Source organism: Flavobacterium sp. (assembly GCF_027484205.1).
GTDB lineage: Bacteria > Bacteroidota > Bacteroidia > Flavobacteriales > Flavobacteriaceae > Flavobacterium.
Genome location: NZ_JAIXUB010000012.1, coordinates 42355 through 58477, shown reverse-complemented (window position 1 = coordinate 58477; position 16123 = coordinate 42355). Strand labels below are relative to the sequence as shown.

The following is a 16123-nucleotide window of genomic DNA, read 5'->3' as shown; positions in this document are numbered from 1 at the left end:
TAACTTTCAATAAGAACTTTTTGTAAAGAATACTTCGCGGAGCTTTGCTGGTTAAAACTACTTAACAATTTAGCTAAATATTTTCGTATGCCTTCATAAAACTATCATAATCATATTGTATTTCTGCTATTTCATTATTTTTTAGAGTTTTGAGATGCTTTTTGATGAGCTTAATGAGTTCTTTTTTCTTTTCTGATTGGTTTTCTTCGTTGGAATCTACCCAAAGTAATGATACCAAACTCTTTAAAGTAATTAAATTCCAACCTTTATAATGCTCTTTTTCATATTCTATGGATTTATCTTCATCGTAAGAATAGTAAATTGAAATTGCTACACCTTTATCATATTCATCAAATGCAGAATAATTAAAAACTTCCAAACAAAATTCTTCTGTCCTTGAGTGTTTTCGATTTCTTAATTCACTTAATGCCTCAATTGCTTCGTTTTCATCCCAAAAATTGACGAATGTATCTATTAATTCCTCGTTTGAATAATCTTTTATTTTCTTTATCATAACTTTTTTATTTAACAATTATTGTTGTCATATAATATTTACCCAAGCTACGCAAAGTGTTCATATTTGCACTGAGCTGCGCACACGAGTGCAACGAACTTACGAAGTAAATGTCTCAATAATTCTTTATTTATGATAATTATTATACTTTAAAAATGCATTTGGATTTATAATATTTACAACAGGATAGAAACTTACTCTTTACGACCAAATTTACAATTCTTCAATAAAGACTTATACTTTTTGAATACTAATTTATAATTCTTTTGCACTGACTTATACTTTTTGAATCCTAATTTGTAATTCTTCCGTACAGACTTATACTTTTTCAATCCTAATTTGTAATTCTTCCGTACAGACTTATACTTTTTCAATCCTAATTTGTAATTCTTCCGTACAGACTTATACTTTTTGAATCCTAAATTGTAATTCTTTAGCACAGACTTATACTTTTTGAATCTTAATTTGTATTTCTTTCACACTTACTTATACTTTTCTTTTATGTTAGAAGAAAATATCAAAGTAAAGTAAGGAGACATTTACGCTTTTTTTTGGTTTTACTTTCTGTTTAAAATAGACCACTTTGCTTAGAAAGAGTAACTTTTAAAATTAGTCGCCTCTTGATTTTGAAAAATATATTAGGTTAGTACAGATTATTATTATAGTTTTATATATTATAAACAACTCCTAAATAATTTAGAAACTATGAAACAATTTAGAATTTTAATTTTAGCAAGTGTACTGATCTTGTCATCTTGTAAGAACGAAAACAAAAATGAACAAACTAACGAAGAGACTAAGGAAACCACTGCAAGTGTTCAAAGACCAGAGCCAAAAACAACTCAATCTGGTACTTCTTTTATAAATGAAAGTGAGAATACTTATGATGCACAATATCAAACAGGAAGCTACTCAAAAGAAAAATATACTGTTGTAAGTTATACTACTAATGCTAAATTTTCTGAAAAAGAATTCGAAAATGGTGCACCAAATGAAGAGCAACAATTAGTAGCTGTAAACATTGGTCTTGAAAGTCTTGAATGTAAAGGAATATTTTCTGGAATGAATACAAGTTTATCTCTTCATATAGATGATAAAGCAGAAGAAATACAAAAATTTACTTCTTTTACAGCAGATTTTTATAAAGCTAATCCTAATGCAGTAAATCTTGATACAGCAAATAGTTTAGTTGTAAAAAAAGGTGAGAAAGCTGAAAGAACATTTTATTTCATAGTACCTAAAGATGCTGATCTATCTAAAGCATATTTAAGCATGTACAGAGGAAGTGATAAAGAGGAACTTAAGGTACAATTAAATCCATAATTTTTGAAAAAATTTCGCGTGAATAATTGATTTAATAAAGTATTCGCTATTAAATTCAACAGGATAAGATGAAATATTTTATCCTGTTTTTTTTTTACCCAATATTGAGTTAGTTTAAAATTATTTACTTCAATTCGTTTGCTGAAGTTGAAAAATTAGGTATGGAAAGCGGGAAAAAGGAAATCAAGAAATTACTTTCATTCCGTTCCAAAAAGTCATATTTCTGTACTTACACAAAGAATTATTTTATATAAAAAAAGCCAATTTCGTAGCAAACGAAACTGGCTTCTTAAATTATTTTGAAAAATAGACTATAAAACCGATTTCAAATCAGCATTCATAGCTCTAACTGCTTCTGCACTTTTAGCAAATTTTGCTTTCTCGTCTTCATTTAAATTGATATCAACGATTTTTTCAACTCCGTTTTTACCAATAATACATGGAACACCAATACAAATATCGCTTTGTCCATATTCTCCATCAAGCATTACTGAGCAAGGAATCATTTTCTTTTGATCATTTAAAATACTATCCACTAAATAAGCAACAGATGCACCTGGCGCATACCAAGCAGAAGTTCCTAATAAAGCTGTTAAAGTAGCTCCACCAACCATAGTATCTGCTGATACTTTTGCTAATTCATCATCAGATAAAAATTGTGAAACTGGAACACCATTATAGGAAGCTAATCGAGTTAAAGGAATCATTGTAGTATCACCATGACCACCAATAACCATTCCTTGAATATCATTTGCAGGTTTATCTAAAGCTTGTGATAAATAACATTTAAAACGTGAGCTATCTAAAGCACCACCCATTCCGATGATTCTATTTTTTGGTAATCCAGTAGCTTTCAATGTTAAATAAGTCATTGTGTCCATAGGGTTTGAAACTACTACTACAATGGCGTTTGGTGAGTGAGCTAATAAGTTTTCAGCCACACCTTTTACAATTCCTGCATTGATTCCAATTAATTCTTCACGAGTCATTCCTGGTTTTCTTGGAATTCCTGATGTAATAACTACAACATCACTTCCTGCCGTTTTTGAATAATCATTTGTGCTTCCTGAAACTCTTGTATTGTAACCTAAAGTAGTTTGAGTTTGCATGATATCTAGAGCTTTACCTTCAGCAAAACCTTCTCTAATATCTAATAATACGATTTCACTCGCAATTCTTCTGTAAGCGATAGCATCAGCGCATGTTGCACCAACGTTTCCTGCTCCTACTATTGTAACTTTCATTTTATTGTGTGTTTATATTTGAAAAAAATTAAAATTCATATTGAACTGATACGTTTGAGTTTACAAATTTACCAAAAGCAATTGTAGTTTGCACATAAATTTTGCTAAATTGATATCTACCTGAAATTTCTCCCATGAAATTAGTTTTTGTTTTGTAAATTTCTTCTAATCGCTGGTTTAAAAGTTTTTGCAATGGAATTGTTTCTTCAATAGCACCTTTTGGACCTGTAAGTTGGTATTTAAAATCACTAACATTAGCAATAATTCCACCTAAAAATTCAACGTTTTTATACTCTTTTGAAGCGTTAATTTGAAATTGAAAAGTATCAACTAAACCACTTATTTGGTTAATACCTAAATTTCCATAATTTGTTTGAACATCAAGAAAATCAAAACTCACATCTTCATTAGAATAAGAAAGTGAAGTTGATAGATTTATTTTTCTAGTTTCTAAACTCTTAAAATATTGACTGATATTATGTTTTAAACCAAATCCATAAACTTGATATTGACTTTTCTTAAGATTAACTTTTGGAGAATACTTAACAAGTATTTCTGTGCCGTACCAAACTGAAACTGCACCATATAGATGAGGATAAAAAACAATATTTTGATCAATTCCTCTTGGAGTTTCAATACGAATTTGTTCACCATCTAAATCACCTATTAAATCTACTTGATAGTCGTTTCCTAAAGATGTAGGAACTGTTGCTGAAGTTGCACCATCAATAGTCAGTAATGAAAAGTCGCTATTGTTTATTTTAAACTCTCTATCTCTATTAGGAACAAAGAAAAAATTTGAATTAATCCCTAAAGTAACATCCCAAAGTTTCCTCTTTTTTGCAGAAGTAACCCAAGCGGAAGAGGATTGATAAACAGCAGCATCAGTTGCAGGTGTTATATATTTATCAGAAAAAAATAGGGCATCATCAATGAGATACCCTAAATCTTGTAATAATTCCTCTGATTGTGAGAAAGAAAAATTTGTAACAAACAAGAAAAGTATAAAGAACCTTTTCATTGTTATGCATCAATATTTGCGTAAACAGCATTTTTCTCGATAAACTCTCTTCTAGGCGGCACTTCATCACCCATTAGCATTGAAAAAACTCTATCGGCTTCTGTTAAATTATCAATAGTTACTTGACGCAAAGTTCTAAAATTTGGATCCATTGTAGTTTCCCACAATTGTTCTGCGTTCATTTCTCCTAGACCTTTATAACGTTGAATTCCTGCGCTTCCGCCCATTCTTTCGTTAGCCGCATCACGTTGATCGTCTGTCCAAGCGTATTCTTTTTTGTTTCCTTTTTTAACTAAATATAAAGGTGGAGCTGCAATATAAACGTGTCCGCCTTCAATCAATTCACGCATAAAACGGAAGAAGAATGTAAGAATCAAAGTAGCAATGTGACTACCATCGACATCGGCATCACACATGATAATTACTTTATGGTATCTTAATTTTTCTAGGTTTAATGCTTTAGAATCTTCTTCTGTACCAATAGTAACTCCAAGAGCTGTAAAGATATTTCTGATTTCTTCGTTTTCAAAAACTTTGTGATGCATTGCTTTTTCAACGTTCAAAATCTTACCTCTTAAAGGCATAATGGCTTGGAAGTTTCTATCACGACCTTGTTTTGCCGTTCCACCAGCCGAATCTCCTTCGACTAAATAAACTTCACATCTTGCTGGATCTTGCTCTGAACAATCAGATAATTTCCCTGGTAAACCTCCACCACCTAAAACAGTTTTACGTTGTACCATTTCACGTGCTTTTTTAGCAGCATGACGCGCTTGAGCAGCAAGGATTACTTTTTGAACAATGATTTTAGCATCATTTGGATTTTCTTCCAAATAATTTTCAAGCATTTCAGAAACTGCCTGAGAAACTGGAGAAACTACTTCTCTATTTCCTAATTTGGTTTTCGTTTGACCTTCGAACTGAGGTTCAGAAACTTTAACGGAAATAATAGCTGTTAATCCTTCACGGAAGTCATCACCAGCAATTTCGAATTTTAATTTATCTAATAAACCTGAAGCGTCAGCATATTTTTTTAACGTACGAGTCAATCCCATACGGAAACCTTGCAAATGCGTTCCTCCTTCGTGAGTATTGATATTATTTACATAAGAAAAAATATTTTCTGAATAACTAGTATTGTAAACTAAAGCAACCTCAACAGGAATTTCTCCTTTTTCGTGCTCCATACTAATTACGTGAGAAATAATTGGCTCACGACCCATGTCTAAGAACTTAACGAATTCTTTCAATCCTTCTTTTGAATGAAAAACTTCTCCTTCAAACTCGCCTTTGTCATTTGTACGACGTTTGTCCGTAAGTGTAATTGTAATTCCTTTGTTAAGGAAAGACAACTCACGCATACGAGCTGCTAAAGTATCATAAGAATACTCTGTTGTTTGTGTAAAAATAGTTTTATCAGGTTGAAAAGTAACCATTGTACCACGTTTGTCGGTTGTACCAACTTGCTTAACAGGATACATTGCTTTTCCTCTTTCGTATTCTTGCTCGTATATTTTTCCTTCCCTAAAAACAGTTGCTTTTAAATGGTCTGAAAGTGCGTTAACACAAGAAACCCCAACACCGTGAAGTCCTCCAGAAACCTTATAAGAATCTTTATCAAATTTTCCTCCAGCACCAATTTTAGTCATTACTACTTCAAGAGCAGAAACACCTTCTTTTTTGTGCATATCAACCGGAATACCACGACCATTATCTTCTACAGAAATGGAATTATCTTCGTTTATGAAAACGCTAATAGTATCACAATGTCCAGCTAACGCTTCATCAATAGAGTTATCTACTACTTCATAAACTAAATGGTGTAAACCTCTAACGCCAGTATCGCCAATGTACATGGATGGACGCATTCTAACATGCTCCATTCCTTCTAATGCCTGAATACTGTCGGCTGAATAGCTATTTTTTTTAATTTCGTCGCTCATAATAAATTATATCGTATGTATGATTTTTGTCTAACACGCAAATATACAATAATTGAGGTTATTTTAAAGCTTTTTAAAGCGTTTTGTCGCATAAGTTATTAACATTTATCTTTTAATAAATTTTAATTGATTTAAAACGATTTTTTGAAGTTGGACAAAAAGTGTTTTTCACAACTAATTGATATACTGACAAATACTACCTAGCCCTGATTGCAATGTATATCGTCTTTTGGGACGATAGAAATGGAAAGCAGGAATATGGATTAAAGATAATGACCAAGCGATTCGCTTCTATAAAAAAGCAATTATTTTTTTATTGACAACTTTTAGATTAAACAAAAACGCTCATCATTAATGACGAGCGTTAAGAATCTGAAACGTGTTCAGATTAAACAAACAAACTAAACTTCAATCTAAAATCAAGAAACTACGCTTGACTTTAAGCTTTTACATAGGCATCATCATGAACATTTGCCACTGCTCTTCCTGATGGATCATTCATATTTTTGAAAGCTTCATCCCATTCTAATGCAATTTTGGTACTACAAGCAACACTTGCTTCTTGTGGAACACAAAGTGCAGCTGTATCGCTTGGAAAATGTTCTGTAAAAAGGGAACGATAATAATATTCTTCTTTTGATGTAGGCGTTTGAATTGGAAACTTGAATTTTGCATTTGCCAATTGTTCATCGGAAATTTCTTTTGCAACCATTTCTTTTAAAGTATCAATCCAACTGTAACCAACACCATCACTAAATTGTTCTTTTTGCCTCCAAGCTACACTTGCTGGCAACATATCTTCGAATGCTTTACGTAAAACCCATTTTTCCATACGTTCTCCGTTAATCATTTTATCTTGTGGGTTGATGCGCATAGCAACATCCATAAATTCTTTATCTAAAAATGGCACGCGTCCTTCAATTCCCCAAGCTGCTAAACTTTTGTTCGCACGCAAACAATCGTACATGTGTAATTTGCTTAATTTTCGTACTGTTTCTTCATGGAATTCTTTTGCATTTGGAGCTTTATGAAAATACAAATATCCTCCAAATAACTCATCGGAACCTTCACCTGAAAGTACCATTTTTATTCCCATTGATTTAATAACTCTTGCCATTAAATACATTGGTGTTGAAGCGCGAATTGTAGTAACATCATACGTTTCAAGATTGTAAATTACGTCGCGAACCGCATCTAACCCTTCTTGAATTGTGAATTTTATTTCGTGGTGAATTGTTCCTAAATGGTCAGCAACTTTTTGAGCTGCAGCCAAATCTGGTGAACCTTCTAGACCAACTGCAAATGAGTGTAACTGTGGATACCAAGCATCAACAGTATCGCCTGATTCAATACGTTTTTGAGCATATTTTTTGGCTACTGCCGATGTAATTGACGAATCTAATCCACCAGAAAGTAAAACACCATAAGGAACATCGCTCATCAATTGACGATGAACTGCTGCTTCTAAAGCTGCTTTAATTTCTTCAATGCTTGTTTCATTATCTTTTACTGCATCATACTCTGTCCATTCTCTATTGTACCATTTTACGAATTCGCCATCCTTGCTTGACATGTAATGTCCTGGTGGAAATAATTCGATTTTTGTACAATATCCTTCTAATGCTTTTAACTCTGAAGCTACATAAAATGTTCCGTATTGATCCCAACCAATATACAAAGGAATTATTCCCATGTGGTCGCGAGCTACAAAATATTCGTCTTTTTCAACATCATAAATGGCAAATCCGAAGATTCCGTTCATTTCGTCAATAAAATGTACACCTTTTTCTTTGTATAATGCAAGAATTACTTCGCAATCGCTTTCGGTTTGGAATTGGTATTTTCCTTCAAATTGTTTACGCAATTCTCTGTGATTGTAGATTTCTCCATTAGCAGCAAGAACCAAACTTTTATCTTCACTAAATAAAGGTTGTTTACCTGAAGCTGGATCAACAATTGCTAATCTTTCATGAGCTAATATAGCTTTATCATTACTAAAAATTCCGCTCCAATCTGGACCGCGATGACGGATGATTTTAGCCATTTCTAATACTTGAGGTCGCAATGATTCTGATTTTTGTTTTAAATCAAAGGCGCATACAATTCCACACATAATCTTTTTTTTTATTTTTTATTGTGAAGCAAAATTGAGGCAATACTTCTATTATTAAAACCAAAAAAGAATAATTAGTTATAAATTATAACTAAAAAATGATTTTATATGAAAATTATAAAGTAAAATTGTTTTGAATTGTGGTTTTGGGTTAGAGATTGTAAAAAAAGCTATCTATTGATAGCTTTAAGTTATTCATTTCTTTCTTTTATTTGTCTATTTAATTCTTCAGAATCTCCATTTAATTCTTGAACTAATAAATGGATTCTTGTGCAAGGATTATGTATTGAATAATTATTGCAATTATGGTTTTTGATTAATTTTTCAGCATTAGTAATTGCAAATTTTTGATTTCCATACTTCTCTAAAATTGAATACATTTCTTCGCTGTTCTTTTTATAAACAAATTTTTTAGGATTTTTACTTTTTGATTGTTCAACTATTTTATTATTAATTTCTTCTTCAATAGCTTTTTTATAATCAGTTCTAGACATTGAAGTGTTTCTATATTGAAAATGTAATAAGTACCATAATTCAAATGCTTCATTTGACCAACCAACTTTAATATTATTATTATTAGCTAACTCAATTGCTCCATTAAAATTATTTGGGCTAAAACTATCTCTATCAAAAACTGCCCAAATACTATCATATATTTGACTTGAATTATCTCTTGCTTTAATTGTTCTTTTAACCAAATCTTTAGTATTTGATCCTTCACCTAGAGTATCAATTGTGAAAATAAAAGATTTTACATTAGTTTTAAAAGACTTAAAATAATTTGGTTCCGTTTTTTCTCCTTCACAAACTATCAAAAAATAAACTCTTACTTCTCTATTCCTTTCCTTTCGTTTCTTCTCGACACGATTATGTCGTTTTAGGATAGCATTATCAATTTTAATAATATTTGCCATACCTAAATTTCTTGAAAATTAGAAATATATGGTATAGCTCCATAACGACCTCTTATATAATCTTTTTCAAAACTTCTATCTTTACGAATGGTTTTACCATCTTCATCTTTGAATTCTAACAAAGAATATAAATCAGTAGCTTCAAAATCATCTTTTTCAGTAAACCAAACTTGGTCTCTTCTAAAAAGATTTGCACTAAGTAAATTAGTATCATGTGTAGTGAAAACTAATTGAGCTTTTTCAGGATTAGTTTTAGGATCATTGAATAACTTTATTATTTCTTGTGTTAAAATTGGATGTAATTTTGAATCTAGTTCATCAATAATTAAAATCAATCCAAACTTGAGTGTAAAAACTATGTAGCCAGATAAATCAAAAATCTTATTTGTACCTGACGATTCTTGTTCATTCATTTTAAATTCAATGTTGGAAATTATATTTCCTTTGTTATCAAATTTATTATGAATTGTTTGAACCCTATTTCTAAAAGATTTAGACGAGTCTTCATCAATGGAAAAGTTTTTAAAACCTAAATCTAATTTTTTTATGAAGTCCTCAATCGCAGATTTATGATTTTCATTATTATACAATACATTGGTAGCATTAATACTAATCTCATGCTCTATCCCTGATAAAACATTAATAGAACTATTTAGTGTCCACATTACGTTTTTAGCAATTGCACTATTAAATTGGTCTGCAAGAGGTAAAAAAAGAGCATTATCCCTAGTCTTACTTTCTAATCCTTTAGCTTCTTCAAAAATATCGAATACAGCAATACCTTCAATTTTTCTAATAAAATAGACATCTTCTTTTTTATTTTTATCATTCAAAACATATAGCCATTCAGAGTGAATTTTATCATTATCGATTTCAAATCCATATCGATAACGTTTATCTAATCTTGTAAAAAGGATTTCAAAAAATGATGGTTGATTTTCATTTTCAATATTAAGTAAAAATGGCTTTATGTTTAGCTTATCTGTAGAGTTGAGCTTTGAAGAGTTACCAATTGTTGTAACCATAAAATCCAAAGCTTTGATAAAATTACTTTTACCACTTGAGTTAGCGCCATAAATCACTGCTGAACGAAGCACTTTGTATTTTCCTTCTTTTACAACATTTTCTTTGTGTTCAGAAATACTTCCTGCTTCCAAACTGAAAGTTTTCTTTTCTTTAAATGACAAAAAATTCCCTACTGTGAATTCTAATAACATAGTTTATATTTAATTTCTTGAGAAAAAATCTCAAATTATCAACAAAAGTAAATTAAAAATTGTTAACAATGCTTAGATTTGAGAAAATTTCACAAATTTATAACTATAAAATTGACTCAATAGTATATTTTGTTGTGTTAATCTCAAACTCAAAACCCACTTCATTTCCCATCAACTTACTTCCAAGTGGCGATTGTGGTGAAACTGCAATTATGATTTTATCTTCAATAGTGATTTTAGGTAAAGCCGCGCTTATGAATAACAACATTCCATTGGCTTGAACTAAACTTCCTAAAGCGATTTTAGTATGATTTGCGGAAGCGTCAATTTTATCTAGTACCGATTTTTGGTCAAGGATTTCTTTTAGTTTGTGATTGAGTTTTTCTTGTTCGATATGCATCATCGACAAAGCGGTTTCATGCTTATCGCCTGCTGAACCTTTGGCATCATTTTGAGCATCTTCGGTTAATCCGGAAATCATGTCACGAAAGACATCAATTTTGTCTTGAAGTAATTGTTGGTGTTTTTGGAGGATTTGTTGTTTCATGTTTTTTTGCCACTAAGACGCAAAGACTAAAAGTTTATTATATTTTATTTTTTTGATTTGTTTTATATTTTTTTTGGCACAAAGACGCTAAGAAACAAAGATTTTTTAATTTATATTTTTTAAACTAAGCTAATAAGCTTAATACCTTCGTGTCTTTGAGCCTTTGTGGCAAAATCAAATTAAAAATCAAATTTATAATTAGCACCTATCAATCCTTGAACTCCTTGAACTGGATAATTTATCCAACGTTGGTAGTTTTGATTAGCTATGTTATTTCCTTTCAAGAAAAAAGTTAATCTTTCACTGTATTTATAAACAACATTAGCGTTTAAATCGAAATAACTATCTAATGTAACAACCTCATCAACATTGGTAAATGATGGATCAATTGAAGAAATGATGATATTATCTTTTCTTTCACCTACAAAAAACACATTCAAACCTGCTGACCATTTTGATGTGATTTTAAAATCTAAATTAGAAGCTATTTTCAAACCTGGCAAATTCCATGCTTCTTTTTGATCTTTTTCAGCATAACTACTAAAAGTTCCATTAATTCCAAAGGATACGTTTTTAGAAAAATCTGCTTTTAATTCTCCGAAGAAACTCAAAGTTTTTACATTATCATAAACTACACCAAACGAATTTCCAAAAGCATAACCATCAGTATTAGTATTTTCATAACTGTAAACATTGTTTTTGAACAACGCTTTGTTATCTTCATTCATAAAAGAACCACGAATGTTATAGGCAATAGAACTCGCTAACTTTCCTTTCAAACCAACATAAATATCATACTTTTGATCTGTAGGCGCAACTCCTAAAGTAGGTGAAACGAAGAAATTTTCATCAACAAATTCTTTATATGAATTTTGTTTTAAGTTTCCTTCAGCTCCAGCGTAAGCAATCATCAAATCGCCAACAACTTTATAAGAAGCATTAATATTTGGATAAATTAAAAACTGATTATCTCCAGCTTCTGTTGCCGAACTATAGAAAAATCCAACCCCAATATTTACTGATAAGTCTTCTTTATTTATCTGAAAACTTGGCTTGAAACCAAAGTTAGCAAAACCATATTTTAACTCGCCTGAATCGAAGTAATTATTTTTGAAATTTCCGTTTACATAATCCAAAATGAAATCGGCTTTTATATTTTGTTCTACAACATCAAATTCGAAAGATGGCTTTGCAACAAAACGATTTTCACCAGATGAAAAATCATCAGAAAAACGATTAAATTTAATAGTTGCTTGTTTAAAAACACTCTCATTCATTGCTAATTTTCCACCAACAGAAATATTTTGATATACTTGTTTTTCATCAATTCCGTCAATAAAAGTAGCTTTATCTGTTGGCGTCAATGCCTCATACAATACAGAATTTAAACCATACCAATTATAAGATTGTCTTTGATAACCTAAATCGGCATTCCAAGACAATGCATTACTTCTACTTCCGTAAGTCAAATCGAGCGAAGAATTTGCAAAATTATCCTCTAATTCGATATCTTTAATTCCGCCTTGTGAGGAAAGATGACGTAGCATTGCACCAACATAATTCCCACTTTCTAAGGTTTGTGTTACAAATAATTCGGCATTGATATTACCATAATTTCCTGCGGCCAAAGTGGCATAATTACTAAAATATTTTTCTTCCTTTTCTTTGTCAACATTTGCAGCTTTACCTTTTGAAGGCGTAAAAGTTGAAGCTACCGGAAATGAGAAAATATTATATTGAATATCTTCTTTTTTAGAATTATCATCGTCTTCTAAAGATGGCGTTTCTTTCACTTTAAAAGCATCAGATATTGTAGGCGTATATGGTTTTACAACGTTTACAACTTCTGTCCCGATGTTTTCGTCTTTCTTTTGAGCAAAGGTGATTTGAGTTCCTAAAAGAACAGAAACTATTGCGATTTTATATTGGAATTTAATTTTCATATTTTTATTTTTTTTAAAGCACTTCACTTCGATAAACTCAGTGCAAGCTAGCTCAGTGTGACATTGACTTATTAATTAGCCTTTTACTTTTCAACAGAGGAATTCGTTTTACTTTCCTCTGCTTTTATTGTATTTAATTCGGTTTGAGCTTCTTCGACAACATCTGTGAATTCAGCAAAATTTTCTATCACGCTTTCTAGAATTGCTGTTGCTTGAAAACTGTCTTTCAATCCATAATAATTTTTTGCCATGACTACTAAACCTTTAGCACCAAAATACTTGTATCCAGAATAGTCTTTGGCAATTTTTTGAACTACTTTATTAGACTCGGCGAATTTTCCATCTTTATTTTTGAAATAGGCATCATAAAACAACGCTTCTGCGGCTAATTCACCTTTAGCAATTTTTAATAAGTTAGCATAAGCTGTTCTTGCTTTAGCTTCATCATTCGCTTTTATTGCTGAACGTGCTACGATAATTTGTGCATCACTTTTTACTTTATTATCTGTTTTGGGATTTGCCAAAACTTTATCCGCATAAACTACTGAGTTTGGATAATCTTTTTGTGCGTAGTACGCTCGCATTAAATTTGCTTGTGCAAAAGTCACGTTTTGAGGAAAATCTGCTTCTGTTTCTAATCGTTTTAAAACTGGAATTGCTTTACCAAAATCATCTTTTTTCAAATGAATTTCACATAATCTTGCCAAAGATTGTTCTGTAAATTCACTTTTCGATTGTGCAATTACATATTCATAATTTGGAATTGAATTTGTTTCCAATCCATCAGCATAATACGATTGTGCCAAATAAAAATTAGCTTTCAAAGCATGAATACCTTTTGGAAACTTCGCAACATAACCACTCAAAGTAGCAATAGCTTGTTTAGTATTATTTTGTAAATATTGTTTTTCTGCCGCTTCATAAGTATCATTATCTAATTCAGCATCAGAAACTTCTACGAAATCTAAAGTTCTAACCCAAGTAGCATATTCGTCCACTTTTCCGTTATCTACATAAATTAATCTTGCTGTTGAAACTGCCTCCAATGCTTCTGGAGTTCTAGGATAATCGGCAGCAACTTTTTTGAATTTTATAATAGCTTCATTATCTTTATTTGCATTATAATAAATCAATCCTTGACGTAAAACCGCTTTTGACGAATAAGAACCATTTTTAAACTCTGACAATAATTGATCGTAAGTTTTAATTGCTAAATCAGTTTTATTATCAGCAACATAAGTATTTCCTAATTCAAACAAAGCATCATCACGATATTGAGAGGTTTTGAAAGTTGCTAAAAACTTATTAAAGTCTTCAATTTTCTTATCATTTTTACTTACAAATCCATATGAAATTGCTTTTTGAAACGCAGCATAATCAGCATCAACGCTTTTTAATTCGATAGCTTTATTGTAAGCATCCATTGCTGGCCAATACTTAGAGGTTACAAAACGGCTATCACCAAGACGCAAATAAGAATCATTTAATCTAATTTTATCGTCTTTTACAGCATCAATTTGAGCTTGAAAATAATTTCCAGCTTGATCATATTCTTTTTGTTTGAAATAACAATAAGCAATGTTGTAATTTACATTTTTGAATTCAGGTGTATTTTTAGCTTCCGTCATTCCTTCAAATTGTTTGAAACTCAGTAATGCTTCATTGAAATTATCTAAAGTGAATTCGGTTTCAGCTTTCCAGAATGTAGCTCTCGCTGAAAACTTTTCATCTTTTTGTTCTTTCAACGATTTAGCAAACATCTTCTGAGCTTCTTGATAATTTCCATCGGTGTATAATTCTAAACCTCTATAAAAAGTCACTTTTTGATACGCCAATCTGTTTTCTGGATTTTTATTTTTTTCCAATAAAGTCAAAGCTTCTTTATAATTTTTTGAAGTGATGTAAGAATTAATCAATAAGTTTTCAATTTCATTTTTGCTTGGTGAATTTGGATATTTAGCTAAAAATGAAGACAAAACATCTGGAACTGATTGATACGAATTTCCAATTTCATAACTGATTTTAGCATAATTCAAGTTTGCATCTTCTTGAATTTTTTTATCAAAATCCATTTCGGAAGCAATTTTAAAAGCATTTAAAGCTTGTTGCTTCTTATCAGTTTTCATGTAGCTTTCACCCAAATGATAATAGGCATTTTGAGCCACAAAATCATTACCATCAATAATTTTATTGAATTGTGAAATAGCATTTTCGTAATCCTTTTGTTGATAATAAGTATATCCTAATTGATAAAAATCGGTATTATTCCATTTTCCTTTTTTACCTTTATATTCTTTCAAATAAGGCAATGCCTCACCATATTGTTTCAAATTAAAATAGCTTTCTCCGATAATTTTATTCAATTCTGATTTTTCAGAAGCATTAGATTTTTCCATTGCAGCTTTACCTAAATCAATAGCTTTTTGGAAATTTCCAAGTTTGAAATTCATATCTGCTTGAAAATAAGACAATTTTTCTTTATACTTTTCTTCGCCCGAAACTTGGTCAAACTGTTTTGTAGCTTCTTGATAATTATCGTCTTCATAAGCCATAAATCCTAAATAGTATTTAGCTTGCGAACCGTATTCTTTAGAATTTTGAACTTTATTAAAATAGGTAGTTGCTTCTTTTTTCTTTTTAGCGGTGAAATAAGCATATCCTTTTTGGAAATTGAATTTTTCTAATTCTTCATAAGTCAATCCGCTTTCATCCACTTTATCAAAATATTGAAGTGCTTGCGGATAATTTCCTTGCGCAAAATAGTGTTGCGAAACACCAATGTAAGCTTGATTTTGTTTTGAGCTTGTTGGATATTCTTCAACAAATTTTTCCATTAATTGCTCTGCATTGCTTTGATTTAATTTTATAGCACAAAAAGCAATATAGTAAGCACAATCTGACTGAACATCAAGCGAATTGTTCTCTTGTTTTACTTTGTCAAAAAGAATTTGAGCTGCTAAATATTGTTTATCATCATAGAGCGAAATTGCTTTATCAAATTCAGCCAATTGATGATTATAAATTTCAGTCTTTTGCGCCGATAAAGTTGTAAATGCAACTAAAAAATTGAGGAATATAAACGCTGTTATTTTTTGCATTGGTAGTATTTTTATTATTCATTCAAAATTATCACTCTTGTATGTATAACGAGCGTTTGTTTGGTTTTATTATAAACATTTTTCTTAACAATATAATTTTAGAATTTAATTATTAAAATAAGATATAAAAAAAGATTGTAAACAATAAAAATCAACTTGTTAAGTTCTTAAATTAGGAAACTACAAAATTTATATTTCTAAAATCTAATATCTAATATCTAAAATTTATTACTTTTACCCGATAAA

11 protein-coding genes are annotated in these 16123 nt (G+C 30.6%); 1 reads left to right on the top strand and 10 read right to left on the bottom strand.

The features are described from left to right. Positions 1 to 73: 73 nt before the first annotated feature. On the bottom strand, positions 74 to 514 hold the full coding sequence (locus Q0049_RS04095) for a hypothetical protein (protein WP_298116851.1): 441 nt from the start codon (positions 512 to 514) through the stop codon (positions 74 to 76). Between the two features lie 705 nt (positions 515 to 1219). On the opposite strand from Q0049_RS04095, the gene Q0049_RS04090 reads away from it, so the two are divergent. Continuing rightward, complete coding sequence (locus Q0049_RS04090; protein ID WP_298116849.1) at positions 1220 to 1837, top strand: hypothetical protein; 618 nt, start codon at positions 1220 to 1222, stop codon at positions 1835 to 1837. A gap of 311 nt (positions 1838 to 2148) precedes the next feature. Here the strand turns inward: Q0049_RS04090 and mdh are convergent, their stop codons facing one another. The 9 genes from mdh to Q0049_RS04045 all read right to left on the bottom strand — a co-directional run bounded on the left by mdh (position 2149) and on the right by Q0049_RS04045 (position 15877). Further along, positions 2149 to 3081, bottom strand: a complete 933-nt coding sequence (mdh, locus tag Q0049_RS04085) for a malate dehydrogenase (protein WP_298116847.1) — start codon at positions 3079 to 3081, stop codon at positions 2149 to 2151. A 28-nt stretch (positions 3082 to 3109) separates the two neighbouring features. After that, the gene (locus Q0049_RS04080; protein WP_298116845.1) at positions 3110 to 4102 is read right to left on the bottom strand and encodes a DUF6588 family protein; all 993 of its coding nucleotides are present in this window, start codon (positions 4100 to 4102) and stop codon (positions 3110 to 3112) included. Between the two features lie 2 nt (positions 4103 to 4104). After that, positions 4105 to 6045 (bottom strand): DNA topoisomerase (ATP-hydrolyzing) subunit B, encoded by a 1941-nt coding sequence (gyrB, locus tag Q0049_RS04075; RefSeq protein ID WP_298116843.1) that lies wholly within the window; start codon positions 6043 to 6045, stop codon positions 4105 to 4107. A 439-nt stretch (positions 6046 to 6484) separates the two neighbouring features. Next, complete coding sequence (gene asnB / locus Q0049_RS04070; RefSeq protein ID WP_298116841.1) at positions 6485 to 8158, bottom strand: asparagine synthase B; 1674 nt, start codon at positions 8156 to 8158, stop codon at positions 6485 to 6487. A gap of 191 nt (positions 8159 to 8349) precedes the next feature. After that, positions 8350 to 9072 carry an RloB family protein gene (locus Q0049_RS04065; RefSeq protein WP_298116839.1) on the bottom strand — a complete coding sequence of 241 codons (723 nt, stop codon included), beginning with the start codon at positions 9070 to 9072 and terminating at the stop codon, positions 8350 to 8352. A 2-nt stretch (positions 9073 to 9074) separates the two neighbouring features. Further along, positions 9075 to 10289: an ATP/GTP-binding protein gene (locus Q0049_RS04060; protein WP_298116837.1), complete on the bottom strand. Its 1215-nt coding sequence runs from the start codon at positions 10287 to 10289 to the stop codon at positions 9075 to 9077. Positions 10290 to 10392: 103 nt separating this feature from the next. Then, on the bottom strand, positions 10393 to 10836 hold the full coding sequence (locus tag Q0049_RS04055; RefSeq protein WP_298116835.1) for a hypothetical protein: 444 nt from the start codon (positions 10834 to 10836) through the stop codon (positions 10393 to 10395). A 179-nt stretch (positions 10837 to 11015) separates the two neighbouring features. Then, entirely contained in the window at positions 11016 to 12779 is a 1764-nt protein-coding gene (locus Q0049_RS04050) for a TonB-dependent receptor (RefSeq protein ID WP_298116833.1), read from the bottom strand. A gap of 83 nt (positions 12780 to 12862) precedes the next feature. Then, entirely contained in the window at positions 12863 to 15877 is a 3015-nt protein-coding gene (locus Q0049_RS04045) for a tetratricopeptide repeat protein (protein WP_298116831.1), read from the bottom strand. Between the last annotated feature and the right edge of the window lie 246 nt (positions 15878 to 16123).

Coding starts and splice junctions, on each gene's coding strand:
- Q0049_RS04095 (WP_298116851.1), bottom strand. CDS start 514: ATGATAAAGAAAATAAAAGATTATTCAAACGAGGAATTAATAGATACA.
- Q0049_RS04090 (WP_298116849.1), top strand. CDS start 1,220: ATGAAACAATTTAGAATTTTAATTTTAGCAAGTGTACTGATCTTGTCA.
- mdh (WP_298116847.1), bottom strand. CDS start 3,081: ATGAAAGTTACAATAGTAGGAGCAGGAAACGTTGGTGCAACATGCGCT.
- Q0049_RS04080 (WP_298116845.1), bottom strand. CDS start 4,102: ATGAAAAGGTTCTTTATACTTTTCTTGTTTGTTACAAATTTTTCTTTC.
- gyrB (WP_298116843.1), bottom strand. CDS start 6,045: ATGAGCGACGAAATTAAAAAAAATAGCTATTCAGCCGACAGTATTCAG.
- asnB (WP_298116841.1), bottom strand. CDS start 8,158: ATGTGTGGAATTGTATGCGCCTTTGATTTAAAACAAAAATCAGAATCA.
- Q0049_RS04065 (WP_298116839.1), bottom strand. CDS start 9,072: ATGGCAAATATTATTAAAATTGATAATGCTATCCTAAAACGACATAAT.
- Q0049_RS04060 (WP_298116837.1), bottom strand. CDS start 10,289: ATGTTATTAGAATTCACAGTAGGGAATTTTTTGTCATTTAAAGAAAAG.
- Q0049_RS04055 (WP_298116835.1), bottom strand. CDS start 10,836: ATGAAACAACAAATCCTCCAAAAACACCAACAATTACTTCAAGACAAA.
- Q0049_RS04050 (WP_298116833.1), bottom strand. CDS start 12,779: ATGAAAATTAAATTCCAATATAAAATCGCAATAGTTTCTGTTCTTTTA.
- Q0049_RS04045 (WP_298116831.1), bottom strand. CDS start 15,877: ATGCAAAAAATAACAGCGTTTATATTCCTCAATTTTTTAGTTGCATTT.